Below are 19,499 nucleotides of genomic sequence, written 5' to 3'. Positions count from 1 at the left end.
TACCGAGGCAGAGCAACGCAAGGAGCAGTTGCCGGAACTCAAAGATTTATTAAACGGACTGTGCTCGTTTCCCGATCTGGGCGATATGCCGATTACCGGCATAAGCTTGGATAGCCGGGAAGTGGTTAGTGGTGATGTATTTATTGCTTTGTCCGGAGCTAAACAGCATGGCTTGGCGCATGTTGAGCAGGCTATTAAGAATGGAGCCGGTGCGGTCATTTTTGATCCGGCCGGAAAGGGTCAGCAGCTGGTAGAGACCCTGCAATGCAACATCACTCATCTTGTGCCGATGATCGCAGTGGAAAGTCTGGGTTCAAAGTTAGGTGAGTTGGCAGCACGATTTTATGGAGATCCATCCCGCTTTATGACGGTTATCGGCATTACCGGCACCAATGGCAAAACGTCTTGCAGCCAGTTTTTGAGCCAGATGCTGGATGACTGCGGAATTATAGGGACACTTGGCTGGGGAGAATGGGGCAAACTCAACAAAACGCTGAATACCACGCCCGATGCCTTGGCGGTTCAGAGAATACTGGCTGAATTACTAAAAAATAAAAAACGAACCGTGGCGATGGAAGTTTCCTCGCATGGTTTGGAGCAAGGCCGGATAAACGGCGTGATATTCAAAGGTGCGGTATTGACCAATATCAGTCGTGATCACTTGGATTATCACGGCACCATGGATGCTTATGTGCAGGCCAAGCTGGAGTTATTGAAAAAACCGGGTTTGGCTTTCGCAGCGGTAAATTTGGATGATGCTTATAGCGAGCAGATTATTGCCGCCGTACCCGAGTCGGTGCAGTTATGGCAATTTAGCGCCAAGGGAAAAACAGCGCATTCAGGCGAGTGTGTTAGTGCGGAAAATATATTGCATAAAGCGGATGGTATCGAATTTGATGTGCGTTGGCGCGATCAACTTCAACGAGTCGAAGTGCCGCTTTATGGTGATTTTAACGTGGAGAACGTCCTGGCCGTTTTGACCGTAATGCTGGCTATGGACGTACCGTTGAAGAAGTCCGCTGAAAAACTTGGCTTTTTAAAGCCGGTTGATGGCCGCATGGAGCGTTTTGGGGCAGAGACCGATCCATTGGTATTTGTTGATTATGCGCATACCCCCGATGCTCTGGACAAGGTTTTATCCAGTTTGCGCAAGCATTGCGAGCAGGCTTTATGGGTGGTTTTTGGTTGTGGCGGCAATAGAGATACCGGTAAACGCTCGCAAATGGGAAAAATTGCAGAACAATGGGCGGATCATGTGGTGATTACCGATGACAACCCGCGTTATGAAAACGGATTGGATATAGTTAATGATATTTTGGCCGGTTGCAGTTCGACTGCCGCAGCCGTAGGAAATGCCGCGACCGGTGTGGAACCGATACGACCAGCGAAAGTTGAAGTTATTCAAAACAGAGAACAGGCAATACAAAAAGTGGTAGTAAATGCGGCTAAAAATGATTGCATCGTAATTGCAGGCAAAGGCCATGAGCAATATCAGGAAAGCAATGGCATACGCATACCTTTCAGCGACAGGCAGGTCGTGATTGCTGCATTAATCAAACGCAATGCCGAAGATGAGCAAGGCAAATGAATATGATGCTGAGTGAAATTGCAGCCTGCGTGCAGGGGAAATTGGTCGGCGAAGATCGTGCCATCTCATCGGTCAGTATAGACACCAGAGCAATCAAGCCGGGGCAGCTTTATATTGCGATTAAAGGCCATAATTTCGATGGCAATGACTTTGTAGCTGAGGCGGAGCAAGCCGGAGCCGGCGCAGCAATCGTACATCAGGGCGTTACCGCAATGATACCGCATATCATTGTTGATGATACGCGACTGGCATTGGCTGAACTGGCAGGAGCCTGGCGAAAAAAAACGTCCGTATCGACGGTGGGCATTACCGGCAGTAACGGCAAAACTACGGTCAAGGAAATGGTCGCGGCAATATTGAGCGCTTCTGATCCAGCGCAGGGTAATACGCTGTTTACTCAAGGCAATTTGAATAATGACATCGGTGTGCCTTTAACGTTGCTGCGCTTGAACGAACAACACCGGTATGCCGTCATCGAGATGGGCGCAAACCATCCCGGCGAAATCGAATACACCAGTCAATATGCACAGGCCGATGTTGCGATTATCACCAATGTGGGACCGGCGCATATAGAAGGTTTCGGCAGTGTCGACGGTGTCGCCAAAGCGAAAGGAGAAATAATCCAGACGCTAAAACAGGACGCTGTGGCGGTTCTTAATCACGATGATGCCTATTTCGACTATTGGAAATCGGTAGCCGCAACAAGGACAGTTATGTCGTTTGGAATGGATGAGCGCTCTGATGTGACGGCGCATTCCGTTAAAACGGAAATTGTTGATAATACATTCGCTACTATCTTTGAATTAGTGACTGCAAAAGGCGTATTACCTGTAAAGCTAAAGCTGGCGGGGGGGCATAATGTTGTTAATGCATTAGCGGCAGCTGCGGCATGCTCGGCGCTGGGCATCGACCTGCAACAGATTAAACAGGGCTTGGAAAGCGTACAACCGGTTACAGGACGATTGCAACCGCTGGTAAGTCGGTTAGGCAATATCGTTATTGACGATACCTATAACGCCAATTCGGCCTCACTGAAAGCCGGGCTGGATGTGTTGGCTAACTGTGGCGGAAAACGCTGGTTGGTCTTGGGCGCTTTTGGCGAGCTGGGGCCTGAGAGCCCGAAAATACATGAGGAAATGGGCGAATTAATTAAATCAAGTGGTGTCGTGCGTTTGCTGTCTGTAGGTTCTGATGCTCGAAATACGGTAAAAGTTTTTGGCAAAGGAGCCACTTTTTTTGATACCCAAAATGATTTGATTGAAGTGCTAAAGCGAGAGCTCAAGGGTGATGAAGTGATTTTGATCAAAGGATCAAGGGCTCAGCGCATGGAGAATGTAGCGGCCGCACTGGTTGAGAACTTCAGGAAATAAACAATGTTACTTTATTTTGCAGATTATTTAATGACCTTTGATGGCGGTTTCAGGGTATTTCATTACCTGACATTCCGCGCGATTCTAGGGGCCTTAACCTCACTGGTCATTTCTTTCATTGTCGGGCCGGTAATGATCAGAAAACTGAGCCGTAACAAGATCGGACAAAGTATCCGCGAGTTGGGTCCGCAATCGCATTACGAGAAAAAAGGTACGCCTACGATGGGTGGAACCCTGATACTGGTCGCAATTGCATTCAGCACTCTGCTCTGGGCAGATCTGGGCAATCGCTATATATGGGTTATTTTGTTGGTGACACTGGGTTACGGCATTATTGGTTTTGTTGATGATTATAGAAAAGTCATCAAGGGCAACAGTGATGGATTGTCGGCTAAAGCCAAATATTCCTGGCAGTCTATTATAGGTTTAATGGCGGCTGTTTTTCTGTACAAAACCGCAATATTGCCGGCAGAAACGCAATTGATTGTCCCGTTCTTTAAAGACGTCATGCTGGATATGGGCTGGTTATACATAGTTCTGACTTATTTTGTGATTGTCGGCACCAGCAACGCAGTTAATTTGACCGACGGATTGGATGGGCTGGCGATTATGCCGACTGTGATGGTTGCAACCGGCTTGGGAATTTTTGCCTATTTATCAGGGCACGTGACTTTTTCACAATATCTGGCGATTCCCTATTTACCCAATGCCGGGGAATTGATTGTGTTTTGCGCCGCGTTGGTCGGAGCCGGATTGGGCTTTTTATGGTTTAACGCCTATCCCGCGATGGTGTTCATGGGCGATGTCGGAGCACTGGCGCTCGGAGCCGCTTTAGGCGTATTGGCGGTATTGGTCAGGCAGGAAATCGTATTGATGATCATGGGCGGCGTATTTGTCATGGAAACAGTATCGGTGATTATCCAGGTGGCCTCGTTCAAAATGACCGGAAAGCGCGTTTTTCGTATGGCGCCTATACATCATCATTTTGAATTGAAAGGATGGCCGGAACCTCGCGTTATTGTGCGGTTTTGGATTATTACCGTCATTTTAGTACTGATCGGTTTAGCTACCTTAAAACTGAGATAAGAAATGAACAAAGCTCACTCTCCTTTTCGAAGTTCTGTAAGCAATGCGGTTATTGCCGACTTGTTAAAAAAGAATTTTGCTTTGGATCCGGAAACGGCCAAGGTTTTGGTTGTGGGGCTTGGCGATACAGGAATCTCGGTTGCGCATTATTTGCAAAGTTTAAACTTTAACTTCGCCATTATCGATAGCCGCCAAAAGCCGCCTATGATGGATGAGCTTTTTCAGCAAATGCCCGATACCCCGGTGTTTACCGGAGGATTTGATGAGGCTGCTTTTAAAGTGGCGACGCATTTAGTTGTCAGCCCCGGCGTGTCGCTAAATGAACAGGCGATAATGAAAGCGATTGCCAATGGCGCGAAAATCGTCAGCGATATTGATTTGTTTGCCTGTTCTGTCGATGCGCCTATTGTTGCGATCAGTGGTTCCAACGGTAAAAGCACGGTAACCACCATGTTGGGTGAAATGGCAAAAGCGGCAGGGATAAAAGTAGGCGTAGGCGGAAATTTGGGGACGCCGGCTTTGGATTTGCTGACATTGAATGCGCAATTATATGTGCTGGAACTATCAAGTTTTCAACTGGAGCGAACTTCAGCCTTGAATGCTGCTGCTGCGACAGTTCTTAATGTCAGTGCCGATCACCTGGACAGGCATGTGGATATGGCCGAATACGCACGAGAAAAACAAAGAGTTTTTAGAGGCGAAGGCGTCATGGTCATCAATGCCGATGATCCTGTTGTCGGGGCCATGCAAGTTAATAACAGGAGGGTATTTACCTTCTCAATTAAGAAGAATGCCGATTTCCATCTTGCCTATCAAGACGGCGCAGAATATCTGATGCATAACGACTCGTGTCTGATGCCGTTGGCTGAATTGCCGCTCGAAGGCCGGCATAACGCGGCCAATGCATTGGCCGCATTGGCTTTAGGCGTGGCGATGGGATTAGATGAACAGGTCATGTGCGATGCTTTGCGAAAATTTAAAGGGCTAAGTCATAGAATGCAGCGTGTTGCGGAAATACGCGGTGTTACCTGGGTTAATGATTCAAAAGCAACCAATATCGGGGCCTGCGTTGCGGCTTTGCAAGGCTATGCGCGCAAGGTGATTCTTATTGCCGGCGGTGATGCGAAAGGCGCCGATATGAATGAATTAACGCCTGTAATCAAAGAAAAAGCAAAAGGCGTGGTATTGATGGGCAAGGATGCAGGTCTGATAAAACAGGCTTTGGATGGCTGCGTCCCTGTTTATTCGGCGGACAACATGGTCCAAGCGGTACAGATTGCAGCAAGCCTTGCCGATGCCGGGGAGAGTGTTTTGCTTTCTCCTGCATGCGCCAGTCTCGATCAATATAAAAATTATCAGGATAGAGGCGAGAAATTTACCAAAGCTGTATTGGCGTTGGTTGAACGCTCCAGCAGTTTTCCTCCATCTGTGGCGACCATATGAACAGCCAGATGGATCAGAGTTGCTCTTATTGGTTTTTTACCGGTTACGATACTCCCTCCATTCCTGGAGGTTGTAAATGAAAGCGTTGCGAGTACGGATCAGTCGATTTTATTTTGATCCGGTGTTATTGATCGTGACTGCCAGTTTATTGTTGATCGGCTATGTGATGGTGGCATCCGCATCATTGCATTTGGGCATAAAAATGACCGGTAACGGTTTGTATTATCCTGTCAGACAGTTAGTGCATATCGGTTTGGGGCTGGTTTTTGGCGGGATCGTGGCCGTCGTTCCAATGCGGGTCTGGGAAGAGAATGGCCCCCGGTTGTTCCTGGCAGGTTTGCTGTTACTGATTATTGTGCTGATTCCCGGCCTCGGCGTAAAGGTTAACGGCAGTGTGCGCTGGCTATCGATAGCCGGTATGAGGATACAAGTATCCGAAGTGGTCAAATTCTTTTCTGTCATCTATATGGCGGGGTATGTGACTCGATATCAGGAGTCAGTACAGAATGCGGCTTTCGGATTGCTCAAACCGCTGGGACTGTTTTCGGTTGCCAGCCTGTTGTTATTGCTGGAGCCGGATTTTGGTTCAGCCGTAGTCATTATAATGATAGCAATGGGCATCATGTTTTTAGCCGGAGCGAGATTATCTCAATTTATAGTATTGCTGTTGGTCATTGGCGTACTGGCAATGTTGCTGGTTTATTTTTCACCTTATCGTTTGGTTCGGGTTACCAGTTTTATGGATCCATGGGCTGATCCATTGAAAACCGGATTTCAACTAGTCCAGGCGCTTATCTCGTTCGGGCGCGGAGAATGGTTGGGCGTGGGTTTGGGTAGCGGTGTGCAAAAACTATTTTATTTGCCTGAAGCGCATACAGATTTTTTGTTTTCAGTGATAGCGGAAGAATTGGGTTTGTTGGGCGTAGTTACTGTGATTGGTTTATTTGCGTTATTGGTATGGCGCACTTTTGCAATAGCTGTGGCTGCAGAACAGGCGGGTCAGCGGTTCTCCGCATTTATTGCCTATGGTTTGGGGATTTGGTTTGGTTTCCAGTCGTTCGTTAACATGGGTGTCAATATGGGGATTTTACCGACCAAAGGACTGACATTGCCGTTGATGAGTTACGGAGGAGGCAGCATGATGATCATGTGTTGTGCAGTTGCATTGTTATTTCGTGTGCAAAGTGAAGTCGCAGAAATAAAGGCCGGTACGCCAAAGAGAAACCGGCATGGCTAAGCGCATTGTAATTATGGCTGGAGGAACCGGAGGCCATGTGTTCCCTGCGTTGGCAGTGGCGCAAATATTGATCGAAAAAGGCTGGCAGGTCAGCTGGCTGGGTACGCAGAAGGGTTTGGAAGGCCGGGTGATTCCTGAACAGGGTATAGAGATCGATTGGTTGTCGGTTGCCGGTGTACGTGGCAAAGGATTGCTGTCGAAAATAACAGCGGTATTGTTGTTGATAAAGGCCTGCTTCCAGGCATTAAGAATATTACAAAAGCGCAAACCTGACGTGGTATTGGGGATGGGCGGATTTGTAGCGGGACCTGGCGGGCTGATGGCAAAACTATTAGGTATACCCTTGGTCATTCATGAGCAAAATCGGGTGCCGGGCACCACTAACCGGCTGTTGGCGCGCATAGCCAATCAAGTATTGGAAGCATTTCCGGACAGCTTTAATAAAAAGGTTAACGCCAAATTTACCGGCAATCCGTTAAGAAAACAGTTTGTAGAATGCGCTGAAAGGAGGGAAACGCATCCGGGCGTTAACATATTAGTTGTCGGCGGTAGCCAGGGTGCCCAAATATTGAATGAAGTTGTGCCTGAGGCACTTGCAGCCTTAGGTCCCAATATAACGAATGGAAACGCAGTACAAATAAAGCATCAAACCGGTACGGCTATGCAGAAACAAGTCGAGAGCCGGTATCAGGAATTAGGTGTGAAGGCGGAAGTAAATGCCTTTATAGAAGATATGGTGTCGGTCTATCAATGGGCGGATCTGGTGATTTGCAGGTCCGGCGCAATGACTGTCAGTGAAGTGGCGGCGGCAGGCGTTCCGGCGATATTTATACCGTTGCCTAGTGCAATTGACGATCATCAAACCGCCAATGCCCGATATTTAACCGACACCGGTGCAGGGTTGATATTGATGCAAAAAAATTTGAATGCGGCAACATTGGTAGAACAGATAACACAGGTACTTAAGCAGTTGGATGTAATGAGTAAAACAGCACAAAGATATGCACGCTTGGATGCGGCGGACGTCGTTGCCGGGGTCTGCATGGCCGAGGCGGGATTATGATAAATCGACAGAAAAAACGATTGCATGAGGCAACCGTCGTACAAGGAGGTACGCTATGAATTTTCCTAATATTCAGATGCCCACTCAAGTATTAGGCAGTATCGACCGGATACATTTTGTCGGCATAGGCGGTACCGGTATGAGCGGCATTGCCGAGGTATTGTCGAACCTCGGTTATCAAGTTTCGGGTTCGGATATCAAGAAAAGTGCGGTCACAGAAAGACTGGCCGGTTTGGGTGTGACCATTAACATCGGCCATAAACGGGAAAATGTAGCTGAGGTCGATGTAGTGGTGGCTTCCAGCGCGATCGACCGCAGTAATGAAGAAATTGATGAAGCTTATATTCAAAGAATACCGGTAATCCCGCGTGCGGAAATGCTGGCTGAATTGATGCGGTTCCGGTTCGGCATAGCCGTTGCCGGAACCCACGGTAAAACCACAACTACCAGTCTGACCGCAAGTATCCTGGCCGAAGGCGGCCTTGACCCTACCTTTGTAATTGGCGGGCGTTTAAACAGCGCAGGCAGCAATGCTAAATTAGGTTTAGGGCATTATTTGGTGGCGGAAGCCGATGAAAGCGACGCTTCATTTTTATATTTACAGCCGATGATGGCGATAGTTACCAATATTGACCAAGATCATATGGCGACCTATCAAGGTAGCTATCAGCGGTTAAAAGATACGTTCAAAGAGTTTTTACATCATCTTCCTTTTTACGGACTGGCGGTAATGTGTCTGGATGATGAAGGCGTCAGGGCGATCCTGCCGGAAATATCCAAACCGGTAACAACCTATGGTGTCCATGAAGATGCCGATGTCCGCGCGGTAAATATTAAACAAGAAGGGATGCATACCTCTTTTGAAGTAATACGAAGAGGCGACTATCCGCTATTACAGGTTACTTTGAATATGCCCGGCTGGCATAACATGCTCAATGCGCTTGCAGCGATTAGCATAGCAACCAAATTGGCAGTGGATGATCAAGCTATCGTCAAGAGTCTAGGGGCGTTTAAAGGCATAGGCAGGCGTTTCCAGATTAATGGTGACGTGATGATGGAGGGTGGCAAATTAACATTGGTCGATGATTATGGGCATCATCCGCGCGAGATTGCGGCAACACTTGAAGCTTTACGTCAGGCTTGGCCGGATCGAAGGAAAGTTGTTGTATTTCAGCCGCACCGGTATACCCGTACTCGGGACCTATTTGAAGATTTCGTGCAAGTGTTGTCAACCGTCGACGTACTGATCCTGATGGACGTTTATGCGGCAGGTGAAACGACGATTCCAGGCGCGGATGGCAGAGCATTAAGCAGGGCAATCCGTGTGCGCGGGCAAGTTGATCCGGTATTTGTCGAAAATTGGGAAGAATTACCGCAAATATTGGCGGGCATAGTCAAAACCGAGGATGTGATATTGACCATGGGGGCCGGTAATGTCGGGCAGATTGCCGCACAGTTGCCACAGTTATTATCAGCAATACTCGATATAAATATTAATAAATAGATCAAATAAGCTGCTGTAATTTAACGTATATTGTTGAAGTATCAGCTGAGCCTATGTGGTTTTACTTATATATTTCCACTATTTAATACCGTACATTATTAATGCTGAACTCATAAAATGGGGGATTAATGTCTTAAATTATGGATGGATTCATAAAAGGCGGGGTGTACTTGGTTTTATTGATATTTAGTAATTAAAAAAATTAAATAGAGGAAGGTCTCTATCAGAAATGACGATTGAAATGACAGGTAGATTACTAAAGCATGAAAAATTGGCCAAGTATACCAGTTGGCGTGTTGGCGGCCCTGCGGATCGGCTGTATATACCGCAAGACCGGCACGACCTGATCGAGTTTATTAAGACGCTGCCGGATTCGGAGTCGGTGTTTTGGATGGGACTGGGCAGTAATTTATTAGTCAGGGATGGAGGTATTCGAGGTACCGTGATTAATACAAAAGGCCGATTAAAAGAAATGAGCTTGACTGAAGAAGGATCGGTTTATGTTGAAGCAGGCGTTCCTTGTGCGCATGTGGCGCGTTTTTGCGGGGAACGGGGCTTGCTTGGCGCGGAATTTCTGGCCGGCATACCCGGAACCATAGGTGGAGCTTTAAAAATGAATGCCGGAGCTTTCGGCGGAGAAACCTGGGCTATCGTTCAAAGTGTGGAAATGCTCAATAAGTCGGGTAACGTGACTCATAGAAAGCCACAGGAATTTACCGTGAGTTACCGCTCTGTAAAGGGTTTTGAAAACGAGTGGTTTCTGGCCTGTGTGCTGACTTTGCAGCAAGGCGATACCGTCGAGAGTCAGCAGAAAATCAAAGGCTTATTGGAAAAGCGGGGAGCAACGCAACCGACCAATCAGCCCAGTTGCGGATCGGTATTTAAAAATCCTGAAGGCGATTATGCGGCACGGTTGATAGAGCAATGCGGTTTAAAAGGTTATTCGATTGGTGGTGCTTGCGTATCGGAGAAACATGCCAATTTTATTGTCAATACCGGTAACGCAACGGCAGCGGACATCGAAACGCTTATTTATTATGTACAGGATAAAGTTAAACAACAGCAGGGGGTAATTTTGCAGACTGAAGTTTGTATGGTGGGCGAAGAGATATGAAGGCATTGATGTTAAACAAGCCTGAGCAATTCGGCCGTGTTGCAGTCATGATGGGCGGTTCGGCTGCGGAAAGGGAAGTCTCGTTGAGAAGCGGGGCGGCGGTTTATGAAGCCTTAAAAAATAAAGGCGTGGATGCGATTGCGATTGACGTAACAGGTAGCCCGATTGAAGCATTGGCCGGTCTCAAGATAGACCGGGTATTTAATATTATCCACGGACGCGGCGGCGAAGACGGGGTATTGCAAGGCGTTCTGGAGGTGCTGGAGATTCCGTATACCGGCAGCGGTGTAATGGCGTCGGCATTGAGTATGGATAAGCTCAGAACCAAACTATGCTGGCAGGGTTACGGCTTGGTTACGCCCAAATGGCATTTATTGAAAGACGAATCCGATCTTGATGCCTGTATTGAAAAGCTGGGTTTCCCGGTTATCGTCAAGCCGGCGCAGGAAGGTTCCAGCATAGGCATGAGCAAGGCAGGCAATCGGGATGAACTATTAACGGCCTTGAAGGTTGCAGCGGAATTTCGTTGCGACGTCTATGCCGAAGCTTGGGTTAGCGGTAAGGAATATACCGTAGCGGTATTGGATGGCAAGGCGTTGCCGGTTATCCGACTGGAAACTCCCAATATATTTTATGACTACGAAGCAAAATATCAGGCAACGACGACGCAATATCATTGCCCTTGCGGTCTGAGCGAGGACCAGGAGCAGTATATAAGAGACTTGGCTGTCACGGCCTGCAAGGTCGTTGGGGTTACAGGCTGGGGCAGGGTGGATGTATTTATCGATGATTTGGGCCAGTATCAGTTGATTGAGGTTAATACCGTTCCCGGCATGACCGACCATAGTTTGGTGCCGATGGCTGCGAAGCAGGCGGGCATGGATTTTGATGAATTGGTTTGGCGTATTTTGGAAACCAGCTGCGGGTAATGAGTCATGCATAGCTATTCCTGCCATGCTCCCTTACCAGCAGGTGTAAATCAGTTCCAGGAAGATTTGTGATGGCCGTTGTAAAAATCACATTGCCCCTCTTATTATTGATGGGTCTGGTCTGGATTGCGGGTTACGGCATTAAGCGTATTCCGATTAAATATGTAAGAACCGAAGGTGTTTTTCAGTATCTCAGTAAGGAGGAGATAAAGACGGCTTTACAGCCTTTGGTGATGGTCAGTTTTTTCGATGCCGATATGCAGGCCATTCATCAGGCTGTTTCGGGATTGACTTGGGTGGATACCGTGACGGTTAAGCGAGTCTGGCCCGATGCGATTGACATAAAGATACGTGAAAAAAAGCCCTATGTACGGTGGGGGCAACAAAGCCTGGTCAGCGCACGTGGGGAGATCATTACACCGAAGAATATAGATCAATTTAAGTCCTTGCCCATATTGCAAGGTCCTGAGCTTCAACAGTTGAAGACGCTGGAAATAATGAAGGGCGTTAACACGGCGTTAGCTGATCAGTCCATGAAAATGGCTGAGTTTACGATTAATGATCGGTGGGCATGGAAGATCAAATTAACAACGGGCTTGGAAATATTGTTGGGCCGAAATGAACAGTTAAAGAAATTACAACGGTTTTTGAAAACGCTGGATGTACTGGGACAAGAGCAGGTTGAGAAAATAGCAATAGTTGATTTGAGATATCCCAATGGATATGCGGTTTCATGGAAACCCGGTACTGAAGAAATTGACTGGAAGAAAATTGCCAATCCGCAACATGAAATAGATGGCTAATCTTATAAAGTGATACAGAGTAAACAAAATGGCGAAAAAATCAGAGCGTAATTTAATAGTAGGGCTGGACATCGGTACGTCAAAGGTTGCTGCTATTGTTGGTGAAATTACCAGTGATGGCAATATAGAAATCATAGGCATCGGATCGACACCGTCGCGCGGTTTGAAGAAAGGAGTTGTGGTCAATCTGGAGTCAACCGTGCAATCCATCCAGCGCGCTATTGAAGAAGCTGAATTAATGGCGGGATGCCAGATCAGGTCCGTTTATGCAGGTATTGCGGGCAGCCATATCAGAAGCCTTAATTCTCACGGTATCGTGGCCATTAAGGACAAAGAAGTGACCCAGTACGATATAGACAGGGTTATAGATTCCGCTCGTGCTGTGGCAATTCCTGCGGATCAGAAAATTTTACATATTTTACCTCAGGAGTTTGTGATCGATCTTCAGGAAGGTATTAAGGAACCTATCGGGATGTCGGGCATTCGTTTGGAGGCCAAGGTTCATATGGTTACCGGCAGCGTCAGTGCTTCGCAAAATATCGTTAAATGCATTCGGCGTTGTGGGTTGGAAGTTGATGATATCGTGCTGGAGCAGTTGGCGTCCTGCAATTCGGTACTGACGGATGACGAAAAAGAATTGGGCGTTTGCCTGATTGATATCGGCGGCGGCACTACGGATATCGCGATTTTTGTCGAAGGCGCGATAAAACATACAGCGGTGATCCCGATAGCGGGTGATCAGGTGACTAATGATATTGCTGTCGCTCTGCGTACTCCGACATTCAACGCCGAGGATATCAAACGAAAATATGCCTGTGCCTTAACGCAGTTGGCAAATGTCGACGAAGTTATCGAAGTGCCGAGTATTGGAGATAGAGCGCCTCGCAAAATTTCAACGCAAAATCTGGCGGAGATTATTGAGCCTCGTTATGAAGAATTAATGTTGTTGGTTCAGTCGGAATTAAGACGAAGCGGGTATGAAGAGTTAATTGCCGCCGGAATAGTATTAACGGGCGGAAGTTCAAAAGTAATGGGATTAATAGATTTGGCGGAAGAAATTTTCCATATGCCGGTGCGTATGGGTGGTCCGCAAAATGTGACAGGGTTAACCGAGGTGGTAAAAAATCCGATTCACTCTACAGGGGTCGGATTATTAATGTATGGCAAAGAACATCAGGGTGTTGGCAGAAGTATTGATTCTGACGGCCCAAGCGTGTTCTCGAGAATGAAGCATTGGTTTCAAGGTAATTTTTAATAGTTTCGTAAATAATTTAAGGGGCAGCGGCAATGAAATATGAGTTGATGGATATGAGTAACGAACATGCGGTCATCAAAGTTATTGGTGTCGGCGGGGGCGGTGGCAATGCAGTTAGCCACATGGTTGGGAGTCTTGTGGAGGGCGTTGAGTTTATCTGTGCAAATACCGATGCGCAGGCATTAAGAAAGTTGAATATTGATACGATTATCCAGTTAGGCGTTGAATTAACCAAGGGTCTGGGCGCAGGCACCAATCCTGAAGTTGGGAGAATGGCCGCAGACGAAAACAAAGAGCGCATCAGGGAGGTTTTACAAGGTGCGGATATGGTTTTCCTGACAGCAGGCATGGGCGGTGGTACCGGTACCGGTGCGATTCCTGTTATTGCCGAAATTGCCAGAAGCATGGGGATTTTGACTGTTGCCGTGGTGACCAAGCCGTTTTCGTTTGAAGGCAAAAAGAAATTGGCAACTGCGGAGCTAGGTATAGCGGAGCTTGAAAGGTTTGTTGATTCATTGATCATCATTCCGAATCAAAAATTATTACCGGTACTGGGTAACGACGTTTCTTTGGTTAATGCGTTTAAAGCGGCTAACGATGTGTTATTGGATGCCGTGCAGGGAATTACCGAACTTATCGTTCATCCCGGCATGATTAACGTCGATTTTGCCGATGTCAGGACGGTAATGTCCGGCATGGGCGCTGCAATTATGGGTACCGGCGCGGCAAAAGGAGAATATCGGGCCCGCGAAGCGGCTGAAAAAGCGATTGCCTGTCCATTGCTGGAGGATATTAACTTACAAGGTGCGCGCGGCATTTTAGTGAATATTTCCGCTTCTGATATGGGTATTGCAGAGTTCGATGAGGTAGGTAATATTGTTCACGAATTTGCTTCGGAGGATGCTGTTATAAAAATCGGCATGTCTATTAATCCCGAGTTAGGCGATGAAATTAAAGTAACTGTTGTTGCTACAGGAATGGGATTGCCATCACGAGTGGTTAAACTGGCGCCTAAAGCAACAGCCGGGTACGTTAATCAAAATGTGGCCGGTGAAGTCAATTACGAAGGCCTGGACAAGCCTACGGTCATGCGTCAAAACAAAACTGAAGGTAGAGAAACCCGTTTTGGAGCTCAGCCTAAAAAGGACATAGACTTAAATTATCTGGATATTCCAGCTTTTTTAAGACGTCAAGCTGATTAATGAGTGCGGTTAACAATATAGAATCAGTCTCCATTTCGGAGGCTGATTGTGATAATATTTGCGCTTTTTGCCCTCTTTACTTAGCGTTATTGATTTTATGATTAAACAGCGAACTTTAAAAAACACAATCAGGGCAACAGGTGTAGGACTACATACGGGTGATAAAGTCTATTTGACTTTACGCCCGGCTGAAGCGAATACAGGGATCAGATTCCGCAGAGTCGATTTGGATATTCCGGTGACTATTGCAGCAACACCGGAAAATGTTGGCGAAACCATACTTTCGACAACTCTGGTTGCGGGGGATGTGAAAATATCAACCATAGAACATTTGCTTTCGGCTTTTGCCGGATTAGGTATAGACAATGCGATTATCGATGTCAGTGCCGCAGAGGTTCCGATTATGGATGGTAGTGCGGGGCCTTTTGTATTTTTGCTCCAGTCTGCCGGAGTTGAAGAACAGGACAGTCCGAAACAGTATATTCGCATAAAGCGTAGCATCAGAGTTGAAGATGGCGATAAATGGGCTGCTTTTGAGCCGTTTGAAGGATTCAAGGTTACTTTTACGATTGATTTTGAACACCCGGCTTTTGAAGAGCATGTAAAAACCGCGACAATGGATTTTTCATCAACTACCTTTGTCAAGGAAGTGAGTCGAGCCAGAACTTTTGGCTTCATGAAAGACATTGAAATGTTGCGGCAAAATAACCTGGCTTTAGGTGGAAGCCTTGATAATGCGATTGTGGTTGATGACGATAAAGTCATTAACGAAGACGGTTTGCGCTATGCGGATGAATTTGTTAAGCATAAGATTCTTGACGCGATAGGTGATTTATATCTTTTGGGGCATAGCTTGATCGGCGAATTTACCGGTTATAAATCGGGTCATGGATTGAACAATAAATTACTTCGCGCTTTATTAAATGATAAAGATGCTTGGGAGATGGTTACTTTTAACGATGAAGAAACCGCCCCGATTTCTTTTATGCGTTCTGCCGAATCACCCAGGCCTGCTGCATAAGTCTGCTGCGAGTGCCAAGCTCCTGTCTGGTTTATCAGATTGGGGCTTGATGCTTCGACAGTTTTGCCAACGTTGTACTTAATCTCAGCAGCGCCAACTTCAATTGCTCATCCGAAACAGTGAGACTGTGGTTATGGATGAACTCTATTTTTTCTGCCGAAGGAATGTTCGGTTTCCTGCCGGGAGATATTGCCTGCAATGTCTCTACCCTGACTTTAATCTGCATAATCGAGACCGACTCCTTGGTTACCGGAGCGATAGCTGCGAGAATTGCGCTGTTATAAAAGCGTAGTTGCGATGCCCATGCAGCCGTATCGGTATAAACCAGCAGTTTCTTGCCATTAATAACACAATGCAGTGCATGTTCGGCTATCGTCGCCGGTAATACAGCATGAATACGTTGCAGAACCTGTTTTTGCTGCTCAATCCGGTTGTAAAAGTATGCGATTGTGCGGTTTGGAAACGACAGTGCCGCTTTAAATGAAGGTGGTTTTTTTGTCATGCCTATTTAATAGTCAACCTGTGCAGGAACTCTTTTTGCCAGATTATTGGATTATTCAAGATAGTGGGATATAGTTAGTTTATGTAAGGGAATAAGCAGCTCTAAAGCTTCCGCTCCTCGGCAATTGCTCCTGCATGGCTCTACCTCCTGCATCCATGGCAGTCGTGCTTACGCCGATTACCTGTATTCATGCAGGTCAATGTAATAATTCGCTAGTATCGTATCCACAAACATCCACAAAGATAAGGCCAGGGAGATAAAGTGAAACAATTTATTCAGGGTATAGCAGAAAACAGCCATTATCAGGCAACGCATTTGTTGCAGATTCTAAGGCAGGTCCAATCCCGTTATCATTATATACCGGGAGCAGCGATAGAACAGCTGTCCGGCTTGCTAAACATTCCCAGGACGCAAATCATCGGTGTTGTTGAATTCTACAGTTTTTTTCATCTGATCCCCAGAGGACAATATGAACTGTTGATCAGCGATTCGATAACTGATCATATGTTGGGCAAGAAAAGCCTGATCGACTATATGGTCAATAAATTAGGTGTCGCAGTTGGCGAGACCAGAGAAGATGGTGTGGTCAGTCTGGATAATACTTCATGTACCGGTATGTGCGATCAGGGACCGGCTGGTTTAGTTAACGGCTATGCATTAACCCGCTTGGATCATTCCGCGATTGATAAAATCGTAGAGTTAGTTAATCAACAAAAGCCATTGGACGAATGGCCTGTCGAGTTATTTCAGGTAGATGACAATATTTATAAATCCGGCTTATTGCTGAATCAACAGATTGAGCAAGGCGCGGCGCTTAGATCGGCATTTAAACGAGGCATCAAGGAAACGCTGAAAGAAATTGATTGCTCAGGTTTGCGGGGCCGAGGCGGCGCCGGATTTAAAACGGCAATTAAATGGCAATTCTGTTCGGAAGAGCAGCAGACTGAGCGTTACGTAGTTTGCAATGCCGATGAAGGCGAGCCCGGCACGTTTAAGGACAGAGTGCTGCTAAACTCCTATGCGGATCAGGTATTTGAAGGCATGACGGTATGCTCTGCGATTATCGGCGCCAAACAGGGCTTTTTGTATTTGCGCGGCGAATATTTGCACCTTCACGACAAGCTGCAAAGTATTCTGGATCAGCGTCGTCAGAACGGTCTGTTGGGCAACAATATTCTTGGCGCAGGCTTGGATTTCGATATTGAAATCTGCCTGGGTGCGGGCGCTTATATCTGCGGTGAAGAATCCGCGCTGATCGAGTCGATGGAAGGCAAAGCCGGTATTCCGCGCAATCGCCCGCCTTATCCTGTGACCCAAGGCTATTTGGGTAAACCGACTGTAGTCAATAATGTGGAAACGTTTTTGGCCGCCGCCGCCATTGCGGTCAATGGCGGCGACTGGTTCGCAAATATCGGCACCGAAAAATCAAAGGGTACAAAAATACTCAGCATCAGCGGCGATTGCGCGAGTCCCGGTATCTATGAATATCCTTTCGGCATAACTGTCCAAACCATCTTAAATGATTGCGGAGCAGCCGATGTGTTGGGTGTTCAGGTCGGAGGTCCGTCGGGAACCTTTATTTCCAACCAGGAGTTTGAGCGCAAGCTGGCTTTTGAGGATTTGGCTACCGGTGGGTCATTCATTATTTTTAACTCCAGCCGCAATATTCTCGACGCAGTTCTTAACTTCACCCATTTTTTCGCTCATGAAAGCTGCGGATTTTGTACGCCATGTCGGGTCGGCACCTCGCTCCTGAAAAAACAGATCGATAAAATTGTCGAAGGCCACGGTTCGGCGGGCGATATTGTCGCGCTTGAAGAACTATGCCAGCTGGTGAAGAATTACAGTCATTGCGGCCTCGGACAAACTGCTGCTAACCCGATATTAACAACGTTGGAACGCTATCTTGGATTGTACGAAAGCCAGTTAAAAGAAATCAGTTTCGAGCCGGGATTTGATTTGGATGGCGCACTGGAAACAGCGCGGCGCATGGCGAATCGATATGATACTGGTGCGCACTTGGCTCAGACGGAGAGCGAACATGAGTAAGACGATTACCATTGACGGCAAAATTATCCCTTTCGAAGAGGGACAAACTATTATGGATGCGGCGATGGCAGCAGGCATCTATATCCCGCATTTATGCCATCAGCCCGAGTTTACTCCGCACGGCAGCTGTAAGCTGTGTACGGTTAAAGTAAACGGGCGCAACTGTTCCGCCTGTACCTTTCCGGCAATGGACGGCCAGGACGTGCTGAGTGAAACCGAAGAACTGATCAGCGACCGGAAGAAAATCACCCAGATGCTGTTTGTCGAAGGCAACCATTTATGCCCCGGCTGCGAAAAAACCGGTAACTGCCAATTGCAAGCCGTCGCCTACCATTTGAATATGCTCGACAACCATTTTCCGCTGTTTTACCCGGACCGGGAAGTGGATGCCTCTCATCCAGACGTAATGATTGACCAAAATCGCTGTATTCTTTGTACATTATGCGTTCGTGCCAGTCAGCAAAAAGACGGTAAAAACGTGTTTGCAATCAGCGGACGAGGCATCAACAAGCATTTGATCGTTAATGCTCAAAGCGGGCTGTTAAAAGATACCGATCTGGAAGCGACGGACCAGGCGGCACATATTTGTCCTACAGGCGCCATTCTGATTAAACGCACCGGTTTTCAGGTGCCGATTGGCGAGCGTATTTACGATCATAAAGAGATTGATCAAGTCAGTCTGGAAACGGAGCATGTCAAACATGGCGAATAAAATTAGAGTAGCAACAACATCGCTGGCCGGCTGCTTCGGCTGCCATATGTCGTTTTTGGATATAGACGAGCGGATGTTGCAATTAGTTGAAGTTGTTGAGTTCGACCGCTCGCCGATTACCGACATAGAACATTGCACCAATTGTGATATAGGCCTGATTGAAGGCGGTGTATGCAATTCCGAGAACGTGCATGTATTGCGGGAGTTTCGTAACAACTGCAAAATTCTGGTTGCAGTCGGCGCCTGTGCGATTAACGGCGGACTGCCCGCCCTGCGCAATCATATCCCGCTCGAAGAATGCCTGAATGAGGCTTATTTGGACGGAATCGGCGTGGAAAATCCACAGATTCCCAGCGACATAGAATTACCGTTGCTGTTGAACCAAGTGCACCCGATTCATGAAGTTGTCAAAATAGATTATTTCTTACCCGGCTGCCCCCCATCGGCGGATGTATTCTGGAAATTCCTGACTGATTTGATTGAAGGGCGTGAACCTTCATTGCCTTATGAGTTGGTTCATTACGATTAAGTTCCGTAGTTTCGTAGGTCGGATTACATTAGCGTAATCCGACAAACCCTATCGATAAAATGTCGGGTTGCTGACCCGACCTGCAAATACGA

The 19,499-nt window shown here is 47.1% G+C and carries 17 protein-coding genes; 16 read left to right on the top strand and 1 reads right to left on the bottom strand.

Going from position 1 to position 19,499, the window contains the following annotated elements; genetic code table 11:
• Positions 1-85 precede the first annotated feature (85 nt).
• From V7051_RS03705 to lpxC, 13 genes are all read left to right on the top strand, one after another.
• Complete coding sequence (locus V7051_RS03705) at positions 86-1,588, top strand: UDP-N-acetylmuramoyl-L-alanyl-D-glutamate--2,6-diaminopimelate ligase (RefSeq protein WP_333873781.1); 1,503 nt, start codon at positions 86-88, stop codon at positions 1,586-1,588.
• Positions 1,585-2,958, top strand: coding sequence for a UDP-N-acetylmuramoyl-tripeptide--D-alanyl-D-alanine ligase (locus tag V7051_RS03700; RefSeq protein WP_333873752.1), 1,374 nt, complete (start codon positions 1,585-1,587; stop codon positions 2,956-2,958). Before V7051_RS03705 ends, V7051_RS03700 begins: the two co-directional genes overlap by 4 nt.
• A gap of 3 nt (positions 2,959-2,961) precedes the next feature.
• A complete protein-coding gene (gene mraY / locus V7051_RS03695; protein WP_333873753.1) occupies positions 2,962-4,044 on the top strand; it encodes a phospho-N-acetylmuramoyl-pentapeptide-transferase in 1,083 nt (360 codons plus the stop codon).
• 3 nt (positions 4,045-4,047) lie between these two features.
• Positions 4,048-5,487, top strand: a complete 1,440-nt coding sequence (gene murD / locus V7051_RS03690; protein ID WP_333873754.1) for a UDP-N-acetylmuramoyl-L-alanine--D-glutamate ligase — start codon at positions 4,048-4,050, stop codon at positions 5,485-5,487.
• 76 nt (positions 5,488-5,563) lie between these two features.
• Positions 5,564-6,724: a putative lipid II flippase FtsW gene (gene ftsW, locus V7051_RS03685; protein ID WP_333873755.1), complete on the top strand. Its 1,161-nt coding sequence runs from the start codon at positions 5,564-5,566 to the stop codon at positions 6,722-6,724.
• Positions 6,717-7,787, top strand: a complete 1,071-nt coding sequence (murG, locus tag V7051_RS03680) for an undecaprenyldiphospho-muramoylpentapeptide beta-N-acetylglucosaminyltransferase (RefSeq protein WP_333873756.1) — start codon at positions 6,717-6,719, stop codon at positions 7,785-7,787. Before ftsW ends, murG begins: the two co-directional genes overlap by 8 nt.
• 55 nt (positions 7,788-7,842) lie before the next feature.
• Positions 7,843-9,291 (top strand): UDP-N-acetylmuramate--L-alanine ligase, encoded by a 1,449-nt coding sequence (gene murC, locus V7051_RS03675; RefSeq protein ID WP_442919626.1) that lies wholly within the window; start codon positions 7,843-7,845, stop codon positions 9,289-9,291.
• 229 nt (positions 9,292-9,520) lie between these two features.
• Positions 9,521-10,405, top strand: a complete 885-nt coding sequence (gene murB, locus V7051_RS03670) for a UDP-N-acetylmuramate dehydrogenase (protein ID WP_333873757.1) — start codon at positions 9,521-9,523, stop codon at positions 10,403-10,405.
• A gap of 8 nt (positions 10,406-10,413) precedes the next feature.
• Complete coding sequence (locus tag V7051_RS03665) at positions 10,414-11,334, top strand: D-alanine--D-alanine ligase (RefSeq protein ID WP_334181122.1); 921 nt, start codon at positions 10,414-10,416, stop codon at positions 11,332-11,334.
• A 71-nt stretch (positions 11,335-11,405) separates the two neighbouring features.
• Positions 11,406-12,137, top strand: a complete 732-nt coding sequence (locus V7051_RS03660; RefSeq protein WP_333873759.1) for a cell division protein FtsQ/DivIB — start codon at positions 11,406-11,408, stop codon at positions 12,135-12,137.
• Between the two features lie 28 nt (positions 12,138-12,165).
• Positions 12,166-13,392, top strand: a complete 1,227-nt coding sequence (ftsA, locus tag V7051_RS03655; protein ID WP_333873760.1) for a cell division protein FtsA — start codon at positions 12,166-12,168, stop codon at positions 13,390-13,392.
• 32 nt (positions 13,393-13,424) lie between these two features.
• Positions 13,425-14,594, top strand: coding sequence for a cell division protein FtsZ (gene ftsZ / locus V7051_RS03650; protein WP_333873761.1), 1,170 nt, complete (start codon positions 13,425-13,427; stop codon positions 14,592-14,594).
• A gap of 97 nt (positions 14,595-14,691) precedes the next feature.
• Positions 14,692-15,615: a UDP-3-O-acyl-N-acetylglucosamine deacetylase gene (lpxC, locus tag V7051_RS03645; protein ID WP_333873762.1), complete on the top strand. Its 924-nt coding sequence runs from the start codon at positions 14,692-14,694 to the stop codon at positions 15,613-15,615.
• 34 nt (positions 15,616-15,649) lie between these two features.
• On the opposite strand, the gene V7051_RS03640 is transcribed toward lpxC, so the two are convergent.
• Positions 15,650-16,117 (bottom strand): DciA family protein, encoded by a 468-nt coding sequence (locus V7051_RS03640; RefSeq protein WP_333873763.1) that lies wholly within the window; start codon positions 16,115-16,117, stop codon positions 15,650-15,652.
• Positions 16,118-16,378: 261 nt separating this feature from the next.
• On the opposite strand from V7051_RS03640, the gene V7051_RS03635 reads away from it, so the two are divergent.
• The 3 genes from V7051_RS03635 to V7051_RS03625 are packed head-to-tail and all read left to right on the top strand — an operon-like array spanning position 16,379 to position 19,407.
• Positions 16,379-18,166 carry an NAD(P)H-dependent oxidoreductase subunit E gene (locus tag V7051_RS03635; RefSeq protein ID WP_333873764.1) on the top strand — a complete coding sequence of 596 codons (1,788 nt, stop codon included), beginning with the start codon at positions 16,379-16,381 and terminating at the stop codon, positions 18,164-18,166.
• Positions 18,159-18,878, top strand: coding sequence for a 2Fe-2S iron-sulfur cluster-binding protein (locus V7051_RS03630; protein WP_333873765.1), 720 nt, complete (start codon positions 18,159-18,161; stop codon positions 18,876-18,878). Before V7051_RS03635 ends, V7051_RS03630 begins: the two co-directional genes overlap by 8 nt.
• Positions 18,868-19,407, top strand: a complete 540-nt coding sequence (locus V7051_RS03625; protein WP_333873766.1) for an NADP oxidoreductase — start codon at positions 18,868-18,870, stop codon at positions 19,405-19,407. The genes V7051_RS03630 and V7051_RS03625 overlap by 11 nt, the downstream gene beginning before the upstream one ends.
• Positions 19,408-19,499: the final 92 nt, after the last annotated feature.

The sequence above is a fragment of the Methylobacter sp. genome (assembly GCF_036845245.1).
Classification (GTDB): Bacteria; Pseudomonadota; Gammaproteobacteria; order Methylococcales; family Methylomonadaceae; genus Methylobacter_A.
The sequence above is the reverse complement of the archived record's forward strand: the minus strand, read 5'-3'. Positions and strand labels throughout refer to the sequence as shown.

What these genes read in the sequence shown, in the direction of transcription:
- V7051_RS03660 (WP_333873759.1), top strand. Translation starts at nt 11,406, where the DNA reads ATGGCCGTTGTAAAAATCACATTGCCCCTCTTATTATTGATGGGTCTG.
- mraY (WP_333873753.1), top strand. Translation starts at nt 2,962, where the DNA reads ATGTTACTTTATTTTGCAGATTATTTAATGACCTTTGATGGCGGTTTC.
- murB (WP_333873757.1), top strand. Translation starts at nt 9,521, where the DNA reads ATGACGATTGAAATGACAGGTAGATTACTAAAGCATGAAAAATTGGCC.
- V7051_RS03625 (WP_333873766.1), top strand. Translation starts at nt 18,868, where the DNA reads ATGGCGAATAAAATTAGAGTAGCAACAACATCGCTGGCCGGCTGCTTC.
- V7051_RS03640 (WP_333873763.1), bottom strand. Translation starts at nt 16,117, where the DNA reads ATGACAAAAAAACCACCTTCATTTAAAGCGGCACTGTCGTTTCCAAAC.
- ftsZ (WP_333873761.1), top strand. Translation starts at nt 13,425, where the DNA reads ATGAAATATGAGTTGATGGATATGAGTAACGAACATGCGGTCATCAAA.
- V7051_RS03705 (WP_333873781.1), top strand. Translation starts at nt 86, where the DNA reads ATGCCGATTACCGGCATAAGCTTGGATAGCCGGGAAGTGGTTAGTGGT.
- murC (WP_442919626.1), top strand. Translation starts at nt 7,843, where the DNA reads ATGAATTTTCCTAATATTCAGATGCCCACTCAAGTATTAGGCAGTATC.
- V7051_RS03630 (WP_333873765.1), top strand. Translation starts at nt 18,159, where the DNA reads ATGAGTAAGACGATTACCATTGACGGCAAAATTATCCCTTTCGAAGAG.
- V7051_RS03700 (WP_333873752.1), top strand. Translation starts at nt 1,585, where the DNA reads ATGAATATGATGCTGAGTGAAATTGCAGCCTGCGTGCAGGGGAAATTG.
- lpxC (WP_333873762.1), top strand. Translation starts at nt 14,692, where the DNA reads ATGATTAAACAGCGAACTTTAAAAAACACAATCAGGGCAACAGGTGTA.
- ftsW (WP_333873755.1), top strand. Translation starts at nt 5,564, where the DNA reads ATGAAAGCGTTGCGAGTACGGATCAGTCGATTTTATTTTGATCCGGTG.
- ftsA (WP_333873760.1), top strand. Translation starts at nt 12,166, where the DNA reads ATGGCGAAAAAATCAGAGCGTAATTTAATAGTAGGGCTGGACATCGGT.
- murG (WP_333873756.1), top strand. Translation starts at nt 6,717, where the DNA reads ATGGCTAAGCGCATTGTAATTATGGCTGGAGGAACCGGAGGCCATGTG.
- murD (WP_333873754.1), top strand. Translation starts at nt 4,048, where the DNA reads ATGAACAAAGCTCACTCTCCTTTTCGAAGTTCTGTAAGCAATGCGGTT.
- V7051_RS03665 (WP_334181122.1), top strand. Translation starts at nt 10,414, where the DNA reads ATGTTAAACAAGCCTGAGCAATTCGGCCGTGTTGCAGTCATGATGGGC.